The sequence below is a fragment of the Myxococcus sp. CA005 genome, from assembly GCF_006518205.1.
Lineage (GTDB): Bacteria > Myxococcota > Myxococcia > Myxococcales > Myxococcaceae > Myxococcus > Myxococcus xanthus.
Window position 1 is genome coordinate 15,119 of record NZ_SRLV01000048.1, and the last position, 15,981, is coordinate 31,099.

The window sequence follows — 15,981 nt, forward strand, 5'->3', positions numbered from 1 at the left end:
GGCTCGTCTTGTCCAGTGCCCGAATCTTGCTGGGGCGGAACGGTGAACGCTATAAGCGGAACCCTTCAACCTCGGGCTAAAAGGACGGCGATGGTCCGCCTCAAGTTCCTCGTCTTCGCATTCCTGGTCATCGGACTGGGCGTTGCTCATCTGCCGATGCTGTCGGGACCGCTGCGCGAGCGCGCCGTCGCCGGTGCATCGGCCCAGGCTTCCGCGGGCGCCGCCGAGGTGGCGCGCCGTGTGGATTCTCGTCGTGCCGAAGTGCAGTCGCTGGCGCTGAAGCTCGCGGCCATGCCGGAAGTGGTGTCCGTCGCCGCGCCGCCGCTTCCGGAGCAGCCCGCGCCGCGCAACCAGCGTGAGCGTGAGCGCGAGCGCGTCGAGGTGGATGCCGCCGCCGCCCGCGCCTTCACCGCCGAGCGCTTCGCCGCGGTGCGCAGCGCCGTCGAAGGCTTGATTCCCCAGGAACTCAAGGGCGCGGTGGTGGCCGTGGTCGCCCAGGACACGCAGTTCCACGCGGTGGCCGGGGCCGAGCCGTCCTCGGACGCGGCGAAGCTGGACGTGGTGAGCCTCGTCAAGTCCGGGGCCAGCGTGGTGGATGCCTTCGGTGCGCCGCATGCGTTCGCCGCGGTGCCGCTGTCGTGGAACGCCGGGGCGCCCGCGGTGACGCTGGTGCTGGGCGCGCCGCTGCTGGACGAGGGTGCGCTGGAGGCCGCCGTCCAGGCGTCGGGCGCGGCCGCGCTGGCGCTGGTGAAGGGCGACGCGCTGGCGGGCGTCGCCGGTCCGCAGAAGCTGCTGGCGGAAGGCTCGCTGACGAAGGTCGCCGCGGATGCCTCGGGCGTGGTGCTGAGCACCGGCAAGTTCCTGGAGCTGGGCCCGGTGGCGTTGCCCGTCTTCACCCAGAATGACCCCCTGGGGGGGAACGCGCCGTTGATGGTGGGCGCGCGCCGCGCGCTGGCCAGCACGCCGCTGGAGGTGCTCGCGATCGCCAGCACGCAGCCGGTGCTGGGCATGCTGGCCGCGTATCAGCAGAACGCGCTGTTCGCCCTGGCGGGCCTGCTGGGCCTGAGCCTCCTGTGGACGCTGATGATGGGCTCCGGCCGCAAGGCGGCTGACGCGGAGGCGTCCAGTGGCAGCTCCGACACGCTGAGCCTGTCGGCCGCCATGGCCTCCGCGCCTGCGCCGGCCGCAGTCACGCCGCCGCCGGCCCCCGCGCCCGCCGCCGACCCGTTCGCTTTCGCGCCGCCGCCCGCCGCGGACCCGTTCGCCTTCGCGCCGCCGCCCGCTGCTCCGGCACCCGCCGCCGACCCGTTCGCCTTCGCGCCGCCGGCCGCTCCGGCTCCGGCACCCGCCGCGGACCCGTTCGCCTTCGCGCCGCCGCCGTCGGGAGACCCGTTCGCGAATTCGCGAACGGCGCAGGCTCCCATGGGCGATCCATTCGCGTTCGCCCCGCCGGCTCCGCCTCCGGCCCCCGCGGCGGACCCGTTTGCCTTTGCCCCTCCGGCGCCCCCGCCCGCGGCGGACCCCTTCGGCTCGGCCGAGGCGTTCCCGTTCCCCGCGCCGCCGCAGCAGCAGCCCGCGCACGTGGGGGCGATGCCGTTCGAGTCCTCACCCGAGTCCTTCGGTGGGCCCGAGCCGCTGTCGCCCGCGTCGCCTCGCCGGGGAGCGTTCGCCTTCGAGGACCAGCCCACGGCGGCGTACTCGCTGCAGCAAGCGGCGGACCCCTTCGCCCTGGCGGCCTCCCAGGCCGCACCGGACAGCCCGGAGACGACGCGCGTGGCGGCGATTCCGCGCGAGCTGCTCCAAGCCAGCGCGCGGCCTCCGACGTCGGACGCCATCCCCATGCCGCCGCCGCGCTCCGCCCCTCAGCCCGCCGCGATTCCGCTGCCGGGCCTGGGCAACTCCGCGGTGGCGCTCACCGACGAGCAGCACTTCCAGGAGGTCTTCCGCGAGTTCCTCACCACCCGTGAGCGGTGTGGCGAAGCGGCCGACGGCCTGACGTACGACAAGTTCGTGCAGAAGCTCCGCAAGAACAAGGAGCAGCTCGTCCAGAAGTACGCGTGCAAGACGGTGCGCTTCCAGGTCTATGTGAAGGAAGGCAAGGCGGCCCTCAAGGCCACGCCCGTCAAGGACTGAGCCCGAGCGCGGCCCTGTCCGCTGCTGAAGTGCCGAAGGCCCGTGGTCTCCTCGAGAGGCCGCGGGCCTTCTCGTTTCGGACGTTCGCGCGGGCCGCCTTCGGAGCCGGTGGTTATAGAGGCCCGCGGAGGCGGTTCATGCACAACGCGGTCTATCTGGGGATTGCCATCGTGGCCGAGGTGGTGGCGACCTCAGCGCTCAAGAGCTCCAACGGCTTCACGCGGCTGGGGCCGTCCATCCTCGTGGTGCTGGGCTATGGCGTGGCCTTCTTCTGCCTGTCCTTCGCGCTGAGGACCATCCCCACGGGCATCGCCTACGCCATCTGGTCCGGGGCGGGCATCGTCCTCGTCTCCGGCGTGGCGTGGCTCCTTCACGGGCAGCGCTTGGACGTCCCCGCGCTCGTGGGCATCGGGCTCATCCTGGCGGGCGTCATCGTCATCAATACCTTCTCCAGGTCGGCGGCGCACTGAGGCGCCTGGCGGAGCTCGCCCGGGAGGTGTCGTTGATATCAGGAGGGGGACGATGCAGACGCGGTACGTGCCGAACCTCACGGGGATTCCGGAGACGATGCTCTGGACGCTTCATTCCCGGGCAGGGGAGGCGAAGCGGCCGGACGGCGTCCTGAAGGACGCGGAGGCGCTGCGCATCTACGGCGCCATCGACTACGACTTCGAGAAGTCCTTTGGCCGCGCGGAGCCGTCCCTCGCGATTCGCGCGGTGGAGATGGACCGGAGCATTCGCGCGTGGCTGGCCACGCACCCTGACGGCTTCGTGGTGTCGCTGGGAGAGGGGCTGGAGACGCAGGCGCAGCGGCTGGACAACGGGCGGCTGCGCTGGCTGAGCGTGGACCTGCCGGAAGCCGTGGCCATCCGGGAGCGCTTCCTCACGCCGAACGAGCGGCTGATGCACTTCCCGGTGAGCGCCATGGACCGCGCATGGATGGACCGCGTGGACGCCAGCAAGGGCGTGTTCATCGTCGCGCAGGGCCTCTTCATGTACTTCGAGGAAGACGACGTCCGTCGGCTCATCGTGGACATCGCCGAGCGCTTCCCGGGCGCCGAGCTCCTCTTCGACACGATTCCCCGCTGGCTCTCACGGCGCACGCTCAAGGGGCTGCACCGCACCCGCGCGTACCAGGTGCCACCCATGCCCTGGGGCATCAACCGCGACGCGCTGGAGGCGACGCTGCGGCGGTGGGCGCCGCGAATCCGCCAGGTGGAATTGAAGCCCTACACCTTCCCGCGGGGCTTCTTCCGGTACGGTTACAACGGTCTCAACATGCTGCCCTGGGTGAAGGAACGGTTGCCCGCGCTGGTCCACGTCCGCTTCGCGGAGCGCAGCGTCTGAGTCAGGCCGCGCGCGGCAGCACGAGGCTGAAGCGCGCGCCGTGGCCGGGCTCTCCGCCCACCTCCAGTTTGCCGCCGTGCTCCTGGAGGATGCGCGAGGCGATGGCCAACCCCAGGCCGGTGCCGCCGTCCTTGGTGGTGAAGTAGGGCTCGAAGATCCGGGCGCGGTGCTCCAGGGGAATGCCGGGGCCGCTGTCCTCCACCTCGACGATGGCGTCGGCTTCGGTGGAGCGTACGCGCACGCGCAGGGTGCCACCCGTGGACGCCATGGCCTCCTCGGCGTTCTTCACCAGGTTCACCAGCACCTGGGTGAGCTGGTCGCGGTCCACCCGCGCCACCACGCCCGTCTGGAGCGTGGGCAGAATCTGGATGCCGGTCGGAGGCGTGGCGTACAGCGCCAGCACGCTCTGCGCCAGCTCGCCCAGGTCCACGGGCGCCAGCTGCGGCTTGGGCATCCGCGCGAAGTGGCTGAACTCGTCGACGATGCGGCGCAGCCGGTCCACTTCCTCCAGCACCACACCCGCGCTCTCCTTGAACATGTCTTGGAAGCGCGGGTGCTTCGCTTCTTGCGCGGCCTGGAGCGTCTCCAGCGACATGCGGATGGGCGTCAGCGGGTTCTTGATTTCGTGCGCCAGTCGCCGCGCCACTTCCTGCCACGCGGCGATGCGCTCGCTGGCCATCAGCCGCTCGGTGGTGGCCTTCAGCTCGGACGTCATGCGGTTGAACGTCCGCACCAGCTCGCCCACCTCGCCGCTGGCCTTCACCGTCACCTGGGACTCCAGCGCGCCTTCGGCCACGCGCCGGGCGCCCTCGGTGAGGGCCTCCACAGGCCGCGTCATCCACCGGGACACCAGCAGGCCCAGCAGCACCGCGAAAGTGCCGCCCAGCGCCGCCAGCAGGAGGAAGGCGCGCATGACGCCCTGTTCCGCTTCACGCGCGGCGGCGCGGCTGAAGACGAGCCGCACCGTGGCCGCGTCTCCCAGCGGCAGCGCCTTCGTCACCGTCGGCGGTTCGGCCGTGCCCGCGCTGGCCAGGGGCGTGTCACCCGCCAGCAGCGTCACCTGCGTCTGGGTGAGGCGGGCCAGGTGCTGCGCCAGGCTCTCATCGAGCAGCACGCCGCCCACGGCCCACAGCCGCAGGTCCCCGAAGTCCACCGGGCGCGCGGTGACGAGCGCCGGAAGCTGACGGAGTCCGGAGGCCGTGCGCACCTCCACGCGCACTGGCACGGGCCGGGGTGACTTCTGCTGCGTAACGGCGAAGAGGGCCGGGTCCGGGTCTCCCCGGCGCGCGGGCAGGTGGCCGGAGGAGAGCACCCTTCCTTCGCGGTCGAAGAGGGCCAGCACGCTCAGGCCGCGGCTCTTCATCAGGGCCTCGGCGGTGCCGGCCTGGATGGCGCGGGTGGGGCGGTCGCGGGCCTCGCGGGCCAGGTCCTCCATGCTGGTGCTGTCCACCAGCTCCTCCACCGCGCGGCGGGCCGTGGCGCTGGAGCGCTCCAGGGACTCCTGTGCGGAGGCGGTGGCGGCCTCCATGCGCGCGTCCAGCTCGCGCGACAACGTGTCGCGCAAGCGGGTGAGGGTGGGGGGCACGACGACCGCGAGCGGAACCAGGGCCAGCAGGGCGAAGGCGAGCGCCAGCCGCGTCCTCAAGCGCATGCCGTTCTCCTCAAGGACGTCCTCCCATCGCCGTCCCCTCCGGTGGAAGCACGTGCAGTCCGTCCAGCGAGGGGAGGCCTTGTGCATCCATCATCACCCCGCCCACGTCCGGAGCGAAGCGCATTCCCAGCCCCTGCACGTACAGGGGGACCAGGGGCACGGACGCTGCCAGGGCCAGGGCCCGCTCGCGCGCTCGCGCGTCCCGCGCCGCGGTGGACGCAAGCGCGCCGATGGCGGGCAGCTCCACGCCCAGCAAGTCCTTGCGTCCACCGGCATCCAGCACCACCGCCAGCGCGGGCCCGGGGATGGGGGGCAGCAGCAGCGCGTGCAGCATCAGCTCGAAGTCGCCCTGGGCCCAGCGGGCGCGCAGGGCCGCGCGCGGGAGCGCCTCCAGCGCCACGGTGTAGCCGCGCTCGTGCAGCTTCACCTGGATGCGCTCCGCCACCGCGCGCTGGTCCTCCACCGATGCGTCGTAGCGCAGCGTCACCGTCCGTGCGGGTCTCGCCGACGGCGCGGACGGCCGGGAGCGCGCGGGAGCGTCGAGCATCACCGGCGGGAGCAGGTGCGGCATGGGCTGCGCGGGCGCCTGGACGAAGAGGCGGGTCAGGTCCTCGCGGTCGATGGCGCTCTCCACGGCCTGCCGGAAGTCCGGGGGCAACCGCCGTGGGGAGAAGGCCAGGAAGGTGGCGTAGAGCGGGTCGCCGGCCGTGGTGTCCGTCTCCGACGCGACGCCCAGCTCCACCTGGACCTGCCGGGACGACCACAGCCGTGAGAGGCCGCGCTGGTCCGTGGAGGTGAGCAGCAACCGGTCCAGGTACGGGCGCCCCTGGGGCCAGGCCGTCTGCGCTTCCAGGGCCCCGCGTCCCGCGGCGGTGAAGGGGCCCAGGGCGTTGGCGGAGGCGGGCGGCGCCAGCGCTGGATGGCACAACGCGCGCTCGAGGTCCGGCCAGGGATAGGCCAGCGTCAGCTCCAGCGTGGCGCCCTGGGGCGTCACCTGCCGTGCCTCACCGCGCAGCGGATGGAAGAGGGCTCGGTACGGTGATGCGCCGTCGTGGCTCGCCAGCCGCATCCATGCCCGCGCGAGCGCGGTGGCGGAGGCGGGGCCGGGCAGGGTGATGCGCAGGGACTGGGGCGTGGGGCGTGACAGCTCCCGCGCGAGCGCGGGCTCGAAGCCGCCGTCCCGTGTGGCACGGCACACCGGTGGGGAAAGCAGCCCCAGCAGCGTTGCTTCCAAGGGTGTGTCGGCCAGCGCGGGCTCGGCCACTTCCGGCGGGCCGCCGTGGGCGACGCGCAGCTCCCCCCCGTAACGAGGACGGCCGGCCGCCTGCGCGGACGCGGATGCGAGCAATGCGAGGCAGGCAAGGGTGGAGCGGAGTCTCATGGCGCCCCCTGGCGCAGGAGGAACAGCTCGCTGGTGCCGTCCGGCTTCCAGAGGCCCACGATGACCTCGCGGCGCGTGTCGCCGTCCAGGCGGGCCGTCACCACGTACAGCGCGCGGCCCGTGGGCAGGGCGCCCTGCCACAGCGGTTCGTGCGTGCCGGGGTCGCCCCCGGAGGTGCCGTGCACGCGCAGCACATCGGGGGCGGGGGTGAGCTGAGTCGAGGTGGTGATGAGCTCCGGCACGCCGTCCCCATCCAGGTCTCCCAGCGCGCTGCCGGCGCCCAGGTTCGTCCAGCGCGCCGGTGCCGCGCCCGCGTGCGCGTAGAAGGCCGCGGTGCCATCCGGGTGGACGAACAGCATCCGCTGGGCATCCATGCTCGCGGTGGTGAAGGGCGCGGGCACCGTCAGCGCGCGGCCCTCCGCCAGCTTCAGGGTGGGCGCGAAGGCTGTCTGTCCCGGAACGAAAGTGCCTCGCTCGGTGGCGCCCAGCGGCGCCGTGTCCAGCGTCCCCACGGCGCGCAGGGTGGCGCGGGCCTTGTCCAGCGCCAGCAACTCGCCGTGCGCATGGCGGGTGCTCCACGCGGCCAGCCGGGGGGGCCCCGGCAGGAACGCCAACGCGCCAAAGGGCTCCCGGGTGGTGGCGCTTCCAGCGGGCAGGGAGTCCAGCTCCTTGCGCGCGACGAGCCGCCCCTCCGCGTCGAAGACAGAGACGTCATGCTCCGTCAGGGCCACCACTTCATCCCGGCCATCCCCGTCCAGGTCCCCGGCGGCGAGCGCCGCCAGGGGATGCTCCAGACGCGCCAGCGCCGCGCCCAGCAGTCGGATGCCTTGAGGGCCCGTTTCCGGGGGCGACGTGGGCGAAGTGCCTGCGCCCTCCAACGCGAGCGCCAACACGGTCGGGTCCGCGGGCACCGTCTCCACCAGCGTGGCGGCGGGCTTGGGCGGCCGCGTGGGCGTGCGGCCGGACCAGAAGTTCACCCAGGTGCCAATCACATCACCTCGGGCGCGCAGTTCGCCGCCTTCGACGTTCAGCGAGAGTCGCACCAGCGTCCGGGCACCTTGCGCGCGCGCCAGCGTCTCGGCGGCATCGGCCGTGGGCGCCTCCAGCACCACGGGCGACAGGCCCGCGGAGGAGAGCTGCGAGGCGAGCATCGTGCTCACCGCGCGGCGGAGCTCGGCCGAGCCGCCCGTGACATTCACCGCCACTGGCGACTCCACGCCACGCTGCGCGCGCACGGCCCCCGTCACCTGCCGGGCGAGTCGGGGAATGGCGGCGGTGGTGTCGGCCGCAGGCGCCGCCCGCGCCACGAGCGTGGCCAGCACAGGGGCGAGCAGCAGGGCTCGGGCAGGGCTCACAGTCCCCGCCTGTTGCCTTCGTCGAGGAAGAACTGGTCGGTGGTCACCTGTCCCGGCGGCGGTGCCTCCGCGGTGGGCTGCGTGCCTTCGAGGAAGGGCTCCAGCCGGCCCGGGACGGAGTTGCCCGCCAGCAGTCCGCTGATGGGGTCGATGCGCACTTGCACGACGCCGGGGGGCACCTCGAACTCCCGCGTGGGCAGCCCTTCGTGGGCCACGCGCATGAACTGGAGCCAGATGGGCAGCGCGGCGCGGCCACCCGTCTCACTGCCGCCCAGCGGCGAGTTGTTGTCGAAGCCCACCCATGCGCTGGCCACCCAGTCCGCCGTGTAGCCGGAGAACCACGTGTCGCGGGACTGCTGCGTGGTGCCCGTCTTGCCAGCGGCGGGGCGCTCCAGCGCGAGCACGGCCCGGCCCGAGCCGTCCTCCACCACGCTGCGCATCAGCGACGTGGTGAGGTAGGCCACCGCGGGCGGCAGCGTCTCCTCGAAGGCCGGCTGATGCTCCTCCAGCACCTTGCCGCGCGCATCGCGCACGCGCAGCAGCAGCAAGGGCTCCGCATAGCGGCCATTGGCCTGGAGCGTGGCGTAGGCGTTGGCGGCCTCCAGCATCGTGACTTCACCGGTGCCCAGGGCCAGCGTGAGGTTCTCCGGCAGCGGGGAGTGGATGCCAGCCCGGCGCGCGACGTCGATGGTGGTGGCCGGGGTGAGCGCCTCGATGAGGCGCACGGACACCGTGTTCTTCGACTTGGTGAGCGCCTCGCGCAGCGTCATCGGCCCGTGGAACCGACGGTCGTAGTTCTGCGGCTTCCACGTCTTGCCCGTGTACGGGTCGCGGACGGCTTCAGGGGCGTCATTGACCTTGGACAGCGGCGTGTAGCGGCCACTGCCCATGGCGGCGGCGTAGAGGAATGGCTTGAAGGACGAGCCAGGCTGCCGCTTCGCCTGCGTGGCGCGGTTGAAGGACGAGCGCTCCGCGTCGTAGCCGCCCACCAGCGCCACCACGTGCCGGTTCTCCGGACGGATGACCACCAGCCCGCCCTGCACCTCGGGAACCTGGTCCAGCGCCGCTTCCACGAAGGCTGGCGCGGGCGGTGCCTTGAGCACGCGCACGAAGACGAGCTCCCCCTCCGTGAAGACGTCGGAAATCTTCTTCGGCGCGCTCTTGCCCTTCTGCCGCGCCCAGGAGGCGGCGGCGAAGGCCACCTCGGCGGTGCGGCCCACCAGGTCCACGCGGGCCACGTTGCGCTTGTCGTCCACCTGCATGACGTAGCCCGTGAGGCGCAGGCCTTCCTCCATGGGCTTGAGGCGCACGGACTGCGCCAGGAGTTGGTCCGCGGAGAGGGGCGCCTCGTCTTCGGGCGACAGGTCCGGCCGCTGCTCCTCGGTGCCTTCCTCTTCCAGCGGGTCCAGGGGCGCACCCGCGATCTCGGGCGTCTTCGGCTCTTCCTTCTCCACCTTCGCCAGCGAGGACAGGTCCGCGACGTAGCCCTGGTCCTTCTGCCGGCGGCCCGCCTCCTCGATGCGCGTGGCGATGAGGGCCCGGTATCGCTCCCACTGGCCCTTCTCCAGCGCGCCACGGGGACCGCGGTAGCCCTGGCGCCGGTCCACCGCCTCCAGGCCGTCACGCACCGACTGCTCCGCCGCGAGCTGGAGCTTGGGCACCATGGCGATGTCCACGCGCAGCCCGCCCTCCATCACCGCCTGCTCGCCGTAGCGCGCGATGAGCGTGCGGCGAATCTCCTCCGTGTAATACGGCCCCACCACCTTGCCCCGCCGGGGAGCCAGGACGATGGGCTTCTCCTTCTCCGCCTCCGCCACGTCCGCGGACACGAAGCCGTTGCGCGCCATCTGGTCCAGCACGTAGCGCTGACGCGACTTCGCCCGCGTGATGTTCGTCACCGGGTTGATGCGGTGCGGGAGCTGCACCGTGCCCGCGAGCACGGCGGCCTCGCCCACGTTCAAGTCCTTGGCGTGCTTGCCGAAGTAGAAGAGCGCCGCCTCCTCCATGCCGTAGCGGCGCTGCCCGTAGTAGGACTGGTTGATGTAGAGCGAGAGAATCTGGTCCTTGGTGAGCGCTTCCTCCACGCGTGGCGTGAGAATCCACTCGCGCGCCTTGCGGGAGAAGCTGCGCTCAGGGGACAGCAGCAGGTTCTTCACCACCTGCTGGGTGATGGTGGACGCGCCGGACTTGCGGCTGTTGGGGATGAGGTTCTTGATGGCCGCGCGGGTGATGCCGAAGAAGTCCAGGCCCTCGTGCTTGTAGAAGTCCGCGTCCTCGGCGGCCAGGAAGGCGTTGCGGACGTGGGGCGGCAGGTCCTCCACGCGAATCAACGTGCGCCGCTCGTGCGCGAACTCGGCGCAGAGCGTGCCGTCACCGCACGTCACCTTCGTCACCTGCGGCGGCTGGTAGTTGCGCAGCGCGTCCACGGAGGGCAGGTCCTGGCTGTAGTACGCGTAGCCGCTCGCCAGGGTGATGGCGCCGAGCACCAGGCACACGAGGCCGGTGATGAGCAGCCGCTTCGTCCAGCGCCACAGCCGGGCACCGAACCCCGGTCGCGAAGGCGGCGCGGGGGGAGTGGGTGTGGAGGAATCGGGCGAAGAGGGCATCTGGGGAGCCGTGGTCATTGCGCTGGAAAGAAAGTCCGCAGGTTAGACCGGGGGACACCGAACGGGAACCGCTCTGGAGGCTCGCCCGGCGCAGGGCCTCCAGGCAGGAAGGCGCTACCGGGAAGCAGGCGCCTCTCCCTGGGAGGGGAGCAGCTGCTCACGAGCCGTCCGGGCGCCGGCCATGTCCGCGTGGGCCGTGCGGCGCATCCGGTCCGCGTTGACGCGGGCCTGGACGTAGCGCGGTGACAGGTGCATGGCGGCGGCATAGGCCGCCCGGGCCTCCTCCACCTGTCCGAGCCGCTCGTAGGCCACGCCCAGGTTGTTGTGCACATAAGCCACGTGAGGGAGCAGCTCCGCCGCCCGGACGAGCACGTCCGCGGCCTTCTGGGCTTCTCCGGCACGCAGGTAGGTGAGGCCCAGGTTGTTGAGGGCGTAGCCGTGCTCGGGGTGGAGGTGGACGGCCTGCTCGAAGCGCAGCATCGCTTTCGCCAGCTCACCCTGCACAAGGTGCGCGCGCCCGAGCACCTGATAGGCCTCCACGTACTCGGGATTGCGCAGCACGGCCTCTTCGCCCACGGACACCGCTTCGGCATGGCGGCCCAGGGACACCAGCAGCCTTGCCTGACGCACCAAGGGGCGGGCATCCAGGGGAAGCAGGCGGCCGAGCTGGGCATGGGCACGCACGGCCAGGTCCGTCCGGCCCGTGAGCCCGGCGAGCTCCGCCGCCAGCGCCAAGGCGGCCACGTCGTCGGGGGCGTCATGAATCGCACGGCGACACTCGGTGAGCGCGCCAGCGAGGTCGTCCCAGTCGCGCAACAGGTGGGCCCGGCTCAAGTGGTCCACGCGCCGTCCATGCCTGTGTGGCAACGCGAGCTCGGCGTCCGGCGCGATGTTCGAACCTTCCGATGCGGCTTCGGACGCGGCTCCGACGTGCGCGATGCCGATGTCTCTACGCGTCGCGCGCTGCTCGAAAGCCGGCGGAAACGCGGCGGCGTCACCCCGAGGACTGGCTGCATCCGGTGCCGCGGCGTCCGCATTGGACGTGGACTGCTCCTCCGCGGCCAGCCACGCGCGCAGTGCCCTGGGCAGCGGCGCATCCGCCCACGCCAGGGCCAGTCCGAGCACCACGAGGCTTGCCAGCACCAGCGCGCGCCGCACGGAGGCCGGCGGGCGGAAGCTGGAGTGGGACGTGGGCTTCGTGTGGTTGCGGCGCATGGCGGCGGCCTCGACTGCTGGCGGAGCTCCCGGGACGGGGACTCCGGGGGGCCGTGTGCCGGCCTCCCACCCGGCGTCATTGCGACTGGCGTGCCACGCATGCTCCCAGAGGGACGGAGGGGGCTGTGTGGCCCTGTGGCCACAGGGCCGGGGAAAAGCATGGCGGGGGGCGCGGGCGGCATGCGACGGTCCGCGCGATGAAGATCGCCACCTGGAACGTGAACTCGGTGCGGGCCCGTCAGGAACGGCTGCTCGCCTGGTTGAAGAAGGCCCAGCCGGATGTCCTCTGCCTGCAGGAGCTCAAGTGCGTGGACGACGACTTCCCCATGGAGGCCGTGCGGGAGTTGGGCTACCACGCCGCCGTCCACGGGCAGAAGACGTACAACGGCGTCGCCATCCTCGCGAAGGAGGAGCCGAAGGACGTCGTGAAGGGCCTGTCCGACGGCGTGGATGATTCGCATGCGCGCCTCATCGCGGCGACCGTGGGCGGCATCCGCGTGGTGAGCGCGTACGCGCCCAATGGCCAGTCGGTGGACTCGCCGCAGTACCAGTACAAGCTGGAGTGGTACGGCCGGCTGCGGCGCTACCTGGACACACGGCACAAGCCCGACGAGCCCCTGGTGCTGGGCGGGGACTGGAACGTGGCGCCCGAGGACATCGACACCTATGACCCGAAGTTGTGGGAAGGCCAGACGCTCTTCACGCTGAAGGAGCGGGATGCCCTCCAGCGCCTGGGCGCCTTCGGGCTTTCGGATGCCTTCCGCAGGCTGCACCCTGGCGTTCAGAAGTTCACCTGGTGGGATTACCGCATGCTCGGCTTCCCGAAGAACCTGGGCCTGCGCATCGACCACCTCTACGTGACGGCGCCCGTGGCCGAACGACTGACGGTCGTGGACGTGGACCGCGAGGAGCGCAAGGGCAAGCAGCCCTCGGACCACGCTCCCGTGTGGCTCGAACTGCGCGACTGAAGCGGTATTCGCGAGCGGCCATGTCATCGCTGGCATGGCCGCTCTCCACGAGCACCAGGCACGTGGTGGGATTCGTGCGATGCTCCAGGACCGAAGGCCATGACGACGCCCCCGCCCGAATCGCTGCCGTTTCCCGACAGCCTTTGCCACCGCTGCGCCGCGCCACCTCGCTACGTCCAGTCGAGGACCACGACCTTCATCCTCTGCCCGCTGCTGCCTCAGAAGTACCCGCCGCAGCCGGTCCGCGCGTGCGCGCTCTTCAAGCCGAAGCCGCCGGAGACGCCCCCGGTGTCTCGCTGAGGCCGGTCTCGATATTCCAGAAATCCTGGGCCCATCCTGAATGCCGGGCGCCCCGACTTCCGGCAGGGTAGATTCCGCGCTGTGTCCGAGGAGAAAAACCGGAGTGCGCCACCCGAGGGGACCGATGCGACGTTGCTATCGCCGCACCCGCGTCCCGCCATCACCGACGTGACGGAAGGCGCGCTGTTCGCCGGGCGCTATGTCCTCGAGGATTTGGCCGGGCGCGGTGGAATGGGCGCGGTGTACCGGGCGCGGGACACGCTGGTGGGCGACGTGGTGGCGTTGAAGTTGCTGGAGTTGGGCGCTTCGCCCGCGCCGGAGTGGCTGGAGCGCTTCCGCCGCGAGGTCCGTCTGGCCCGGCGCATCACCCATCGGCACGTGGCGCGGACCTTCGACCTGGGCGAGCACTCGGGCCGCCTCTACCTGACCATGGAGTACGTGGAGGGAGAGAGTCTTCAAACGTTGATGGACCGCGAGCACACGGTGCCTCCCGCGCGGGCGGCGCGGCTGGTCCTGGCGCTCTGTGAAGGCCTGGCGGCGGCGCATGCCGCGGGTGTCGTGCACCGGGACTTGAAGCCGGCCAACGTCCTGGTGGAGGCCCGTGGCCGCGTGGTGCTCACCGACTTCGGCATTGCCCGGGCATTGGCGGGCGAGGGGGCTTCGCGCACGCAGGGACTGGTGGGCACGCCCATGTACATGGCGCCCGAGCAGTTGGAGAGTGGCGAGGTGGATGCCCGCGCCGACCTCTACGCCACGGGCCTGGTGCTCTACCAGTTGCTCACCGGAGCGCCTCCGTTCGCCGGTGATTCGCCCATGGCCGTGGCTGTGGCCCGTCTGAGGCAGCCGCCGCCTGATCCACGTTTGCTGGCGGCGGTGCCGGATGCGCTGGCGGAGTTGGTGCTCGCGTGCTTGTCGCGTGAGCCCTCCGGCCGGCCGCGGGACGCGGCCTGTGTGGCGGATGCGCTGAGGCAGTGGCTTGGTTCTGTCGGCGAGGCCATCGAGCCCAAACATGCCCATGGCGTGCACCTCGGGACGCGAGGACACGCGCTGGGTGGCGATAGCGTGTCCTCCGTGGTGGGAACTCACGGCACGTCCACGCCAAGGTCCAGCGGCGCTTCCCAGGTTTCGGCTGCTACCCATGGCGCGTCCACGCCACAGCCCAGCGGTTTCGGCCATGCCTCGATGTCCTCGGGCGGGCTGGTAGCTCGCACGCCGTTGCGCCCTGATGAGCAGTCGCTGGCGGTGCTGCCGCTGCGCTTCCTGGGCGCTTCAGACCAGGCATTTCTGGGCGACGGCGTGACGGAGGCGCTCATCGACGTGCTGTCGAGGACGCGGGGCCTCCGGGTGCAGAGCAGCGGGGCCACGGAGCGTTTCCGGCAGGAGCGGGACCCTCGCGTCGCGGCGCGCGAGCTGGGAGTGGAGTTGCTGGTGGATGGGACGCTCCAGGCCGCGGGCAAGACGGTGCGCGTGACGCTCCGGGTGGTGGAGGGCGCGTCGGGCACGCAGCTATGGAGCGGCCGTTTCGACGATGCGGATGACGACCCATTCCAGCTCCAGGACCGGCTGGGGCAGCGTCTGGCGGAAGCCCTGCGCGGCGAGTTGACCATCCTGGCCTACCGCTCCACCGTGCCAGCGGAGGCCCTTGCCCTCTACCGGCAGGCGCTCTCCCGGATGCTCGCGCACTCGATGACGGGCGAATTGAAGGACGAGGTCATCACGCCGCTCGAACAGCTTCACGCCTCGGTGCCTGGCTTCCCGCACGCGGCGGCGCAGCATGCGGTGGCGACGCTTCGGGCGGGCTTCATCAGCACCCTGGCGGACGAGGTCGACTGGGATGCCCTGGCGCGGACCAGCCTGGAACGGGCCCGCCAGGTGGCGCCGGAACTCGTGGAGACGAAGCTGGCCCAGGCCATCCTGGCCACCCGCGAAGGCCGGTGGCGGGACGCGGTGGTGGCCTTGCGCACGGCGCTCGACACGGCCCCCACGTTCGCTCCCGCGCTCCAACTCCTCGGCAACCTCCAATGTGAGGCGGGGCGCGCGGACGAAGGACTGCCGCGCTTGAAGCTGGCCTACTCACTGGAGCCGGGCATGACCATCTGCCTGGTCGAGGTGGCGCGTTGCAGTGCGCTGCGTGGCGATGATGCGACCTACCAGTGGTGCATGGCGCGCCTGAACAGTCAGCCCCTGCTGGGCATGCCGGTCCTCATCCTCCGCATGCGGGTCGCGGCCTGGAGGGGCGACATGGACGACGTCCGCCAGTGCCGGGACGCGTTGAACGAAGACCCGAGCCACATGGCCTCCTACGTGGCCACCTACTGCTCGGCGGCCCTGGGCGAGGTGTCGGTGGAGGCCGCGATGGCGACCCTGGACGACATGCTCACCCGGCAGCAGGTGAGCTCGCGCTTCGCGTCGATGGTGTGTCAGCTCGCGGCGGAGTTGATGTGCATCCGGGGCGCGCCCGCCGAGGCGCTGCGTTATCTCCAGCAGGCGGCGAACCTGGCGCTCATCGACCTGGAGTGGATGGACCGCTGCCCGGCGCTGACGCCCCTGCGCGCGCAGCCCGGCTTCGCGGAGGCGCGGCGCAAGGTGCGCTCCCGCGTGGAAGCCATCTGGTCCGCATGAAGCGCTCCTCGGCGCCTGTCCGCGCATCCCCGTAACGGCGGGGAGCTGGACGTAGCACGCGGGGGACACCAGCTTCGCCGGCTGAGGCATGCGGCCGTGCTTGCACGCCACCAGGAACCCGTGGAGCGACTCCTCGGACCATTCGTGCAACAGCAGCCGGAAGCCCCCGCGCGTAACACCCGCATCGGCTTCACGCTGGCGGACACGTCGTCCCGCCAGGGGCCCCGGTACGTGTTTCGCGCCGGGGCTTCGGGCCCTCGCTGCCGGGTGGAGGATGGAGCGCCGCGAGAGTATCAGTTCGCCAATTTTACAAGGAGTGGGGGTCTAAATTGATTTCAGCAATTTACATGGAGAGGTGATTGACCCTGAGCTTCGCGCTCGGGCACGCTTTGCGTCCATTCGC

General features: G+C 71.5%; 11 protein-coding genes. 6 read left to right on the plus strand and 5 right to left on the minus strand.

Annotated features, from left to right (window positions below; translation table 11 throughout):
* The first annotated feature begins 90 nt into the window (after positions 1-90).
* From FMQ63_RS21410 to FMQ63_RS21420, 3 genes are all read left to right on the plus strand, one after another.
* On the plus strand, positions 91-2,133 hold the full coding sequence (locus tag FMQ63_RS21410; protein ID WP_141276699.1) for an MXAN_5187 family protein: 2,043 nt from the start codon (positions 91-93) through the stop codon (positions 2,131-2,133).
* A gap of 137 nt (positions 2,134-2,270) precedes the next feature.
* Positions 2,271-2,603 carry an SMR family transporter gene (locus FMQ63_RS21415; protein WP_011555157.1) on the plus strand — a complete coding sequence of 111 codons (333 nt, stop codon included), beginning with the start codon at positions 2,271-2,273 and terminating at the stop codon, positions 2,601-2,603.
* 52 nt (positions 2,604-2,655) lie between these two features.
* On the plus strand, positions 2,656-3,480 hold the full coding sequence (locus FMQ63_RS21420) for a class I SAM-dependent methyltransferase (protein ID WP_011555156.1): 825 nt from the start codon (positions 2,656-2,658) through the stop codon (positions 3,478-3,480).
* A 1-nt stretch (position 3,481) separates the two neighbouring features.
* Here FMQ63_RS21420 and FMQ63_RS21425 read toward each other — a convergent pair whose 3' ends face one another.
* From FMQ63_RS21425 to FMQ63_RS21450, 5 genes are all read right to left on the minus strand, one after another.
* Positions 3,482-5,131, minus strand: a complete 1,650-nt coding sequence (locus FMQ63_RS21425) for an ATP-binding protein (RefSeq protein WP_026114331.1) — start codon at positions 5,129-5,131, stop codon at positions 3,482-3,484.
* 10 nt (positions 5,132-5,141) lie between these two features.
* Positions 5,142-6,512 carry a peptide ABC transporter substrate-binding protein gene (locus FMQ63_RS21430; protein WP_011555154.1) on the minus strand — a complete coding sequence of 457 codons (1,371 nt, stop codon included), beginning with the start codon at positions 6,510-6,512 and terminating at the stop codon, positions 5,142-5,144.
* Positions 6,509-7,867 carry a hypothetical protein gene (locus FMQ63_RS21435; protein WP_011555153.1) on the minus strand — a complete coding sequence of 453 codons (1,359 nt, stop codon included), beginning with the start codon at positions 7,865-7,867 and terminating at the stop codon, positions 6,509-6,511. The genes FMQ63_RS21430 and FMQ63_RS21435 overlap by 4 nt, the downstream gene beginning before the upstream one ends.
* Positions 7,864-10,362 (minus strand): penicillin-binding protein 1A, encoded by a 2,499-nt coding sequence (locus FMQ63_RS21440; protein WP_011555152.1) that lies wholly within the window; start codon positions 10,360-10,362, stop codon positions 7,864-7,866. The genes FMQ63_RS21435 and FMQ63_RS21440 overlap by 4 nt, the downstream gene beginning before the upstream one ends.
* Before the next feature lie 225 nt (positions 10,363-10,587).
* Positions 10,588-11,688 carry a tetratricopeptide repeat protein gene (locus FMQ63_RS21450; protein WP_020479132.1) on the minus strand — a complete coding sequence of 367 codons (1,101 nt, stop codon included), beginning with the start codon at positions 11,686-11,688 and terminating at the stop codon, positions 10,588-10,590.
* Positions 11,689-11,885: 197 nt separating this feature from the next.
* Between FMQ63_RS21450 and xth the strand changes: the two genes are divergently transcribed.
* The 3 genes from xth to FMQ63_RS21465 all read left to right on the plus strand — a co-directional run bounded on the left by xth (position 11,886) and on the right by FMQ63_RS21465 (position 15,578).
* Positions 11,886-12,656 (plus strand): exodeoxyribonuclease III, encoded by a 771-nt coding sequence (xth, locus tag FMQ63_RS21455; RefSeq protein ID WP_011555149.1) that lies wholly within the window; start codon positions 11,886-11,888, stop codon positions 12,654-12,656.
* A gap of 99 nt (positions 12,657-12,755) precedes the next feature.
* Positions 12,756-12,956: a hypothetical protein gene (locus FMQ63_RS21460; protein ID WP_011555148.1), complete on the plus strand. Its 201-nt coding sequence runs from the start codon at positions 12,756-12,758 to the stop codon at positions 12,954-12,956.
* Between the two features lie 81 nt (positions 12,957-13,037).
* Positions 13,038-15,578: a serine/threonine-protein kinase gene (locus FMQ63_RS21465; RefSeq protein WP_011555147.1), complete on the plus strand. Its 2,541-nt coding sequence runs from the start codon at positions 13,038-13,040 to the stop codon at positions 15,576-15,578.
* Positions 15,579-15,981: the final 403 nt, after the last annotated feature.

Excerpts from the sequence above, each read along its gene's own strand:
- FMQ63_RS21420 (WP_011555156.1), top strand. The coding sequence starts at position 2,656 with ATGCAGACGCGGTACGTGCCGAACCTCACGGGGATTCCGGAGACGATG.
- FMQ63_RS21450 (WP_020479132.1), bottom strand. The coding sequence starts at position 11,688 with ATGCGCCGCAACCACACGAAGCCCACGTCCCACTCCAGCTTCCGCCCG.
- xth (WP_011555149.1), top strand. The coding sequence starts at position 11,886 with ATGAAGATCGCCACCTGGAACGTGAACTCGGTGCGGGCCCGTCAGGAA.
- FMQ63_RS21425 (WP_026114331.1), bottom strand. The coding sequence starts at position 5,131 with ATGCGCTTGAGGACGCGGCTGGCGCTCGCCTTCGCCCTGCTGGCCCTG.
- FMQ63_RS21415 (WP_011555157.1), top strand. The coding sequence starts at position 2,271 with ATGCACAACGCGGTCTATCTGGGGATTGCCATCGTGGCCGAGGTGGTG.
- FMQ63_RS21410 (WP_141276699.1), top strand. The coding sequence starts at position 91 with ATGGTCCGCCTCAAGTTCCTCGTCTTCGCATTCCTGGTCATCGGACTG.
- FMQ63_RS21430 (WP_011555154.1), bottom strand. The coding sequence starts at position 6,512 with ATGAGACTCCGCTCCACCCTTGCCTGCCTCGCATTGCTCGCATCCGCG.
- FMQ63_RS21460 (WP_011555148.1), top strand. The coding sequence starts at position 12,756 with ATGACGACGCCCCCGCCCGAATCGCTGCCGTTTCCCGACAGCCTTTGC.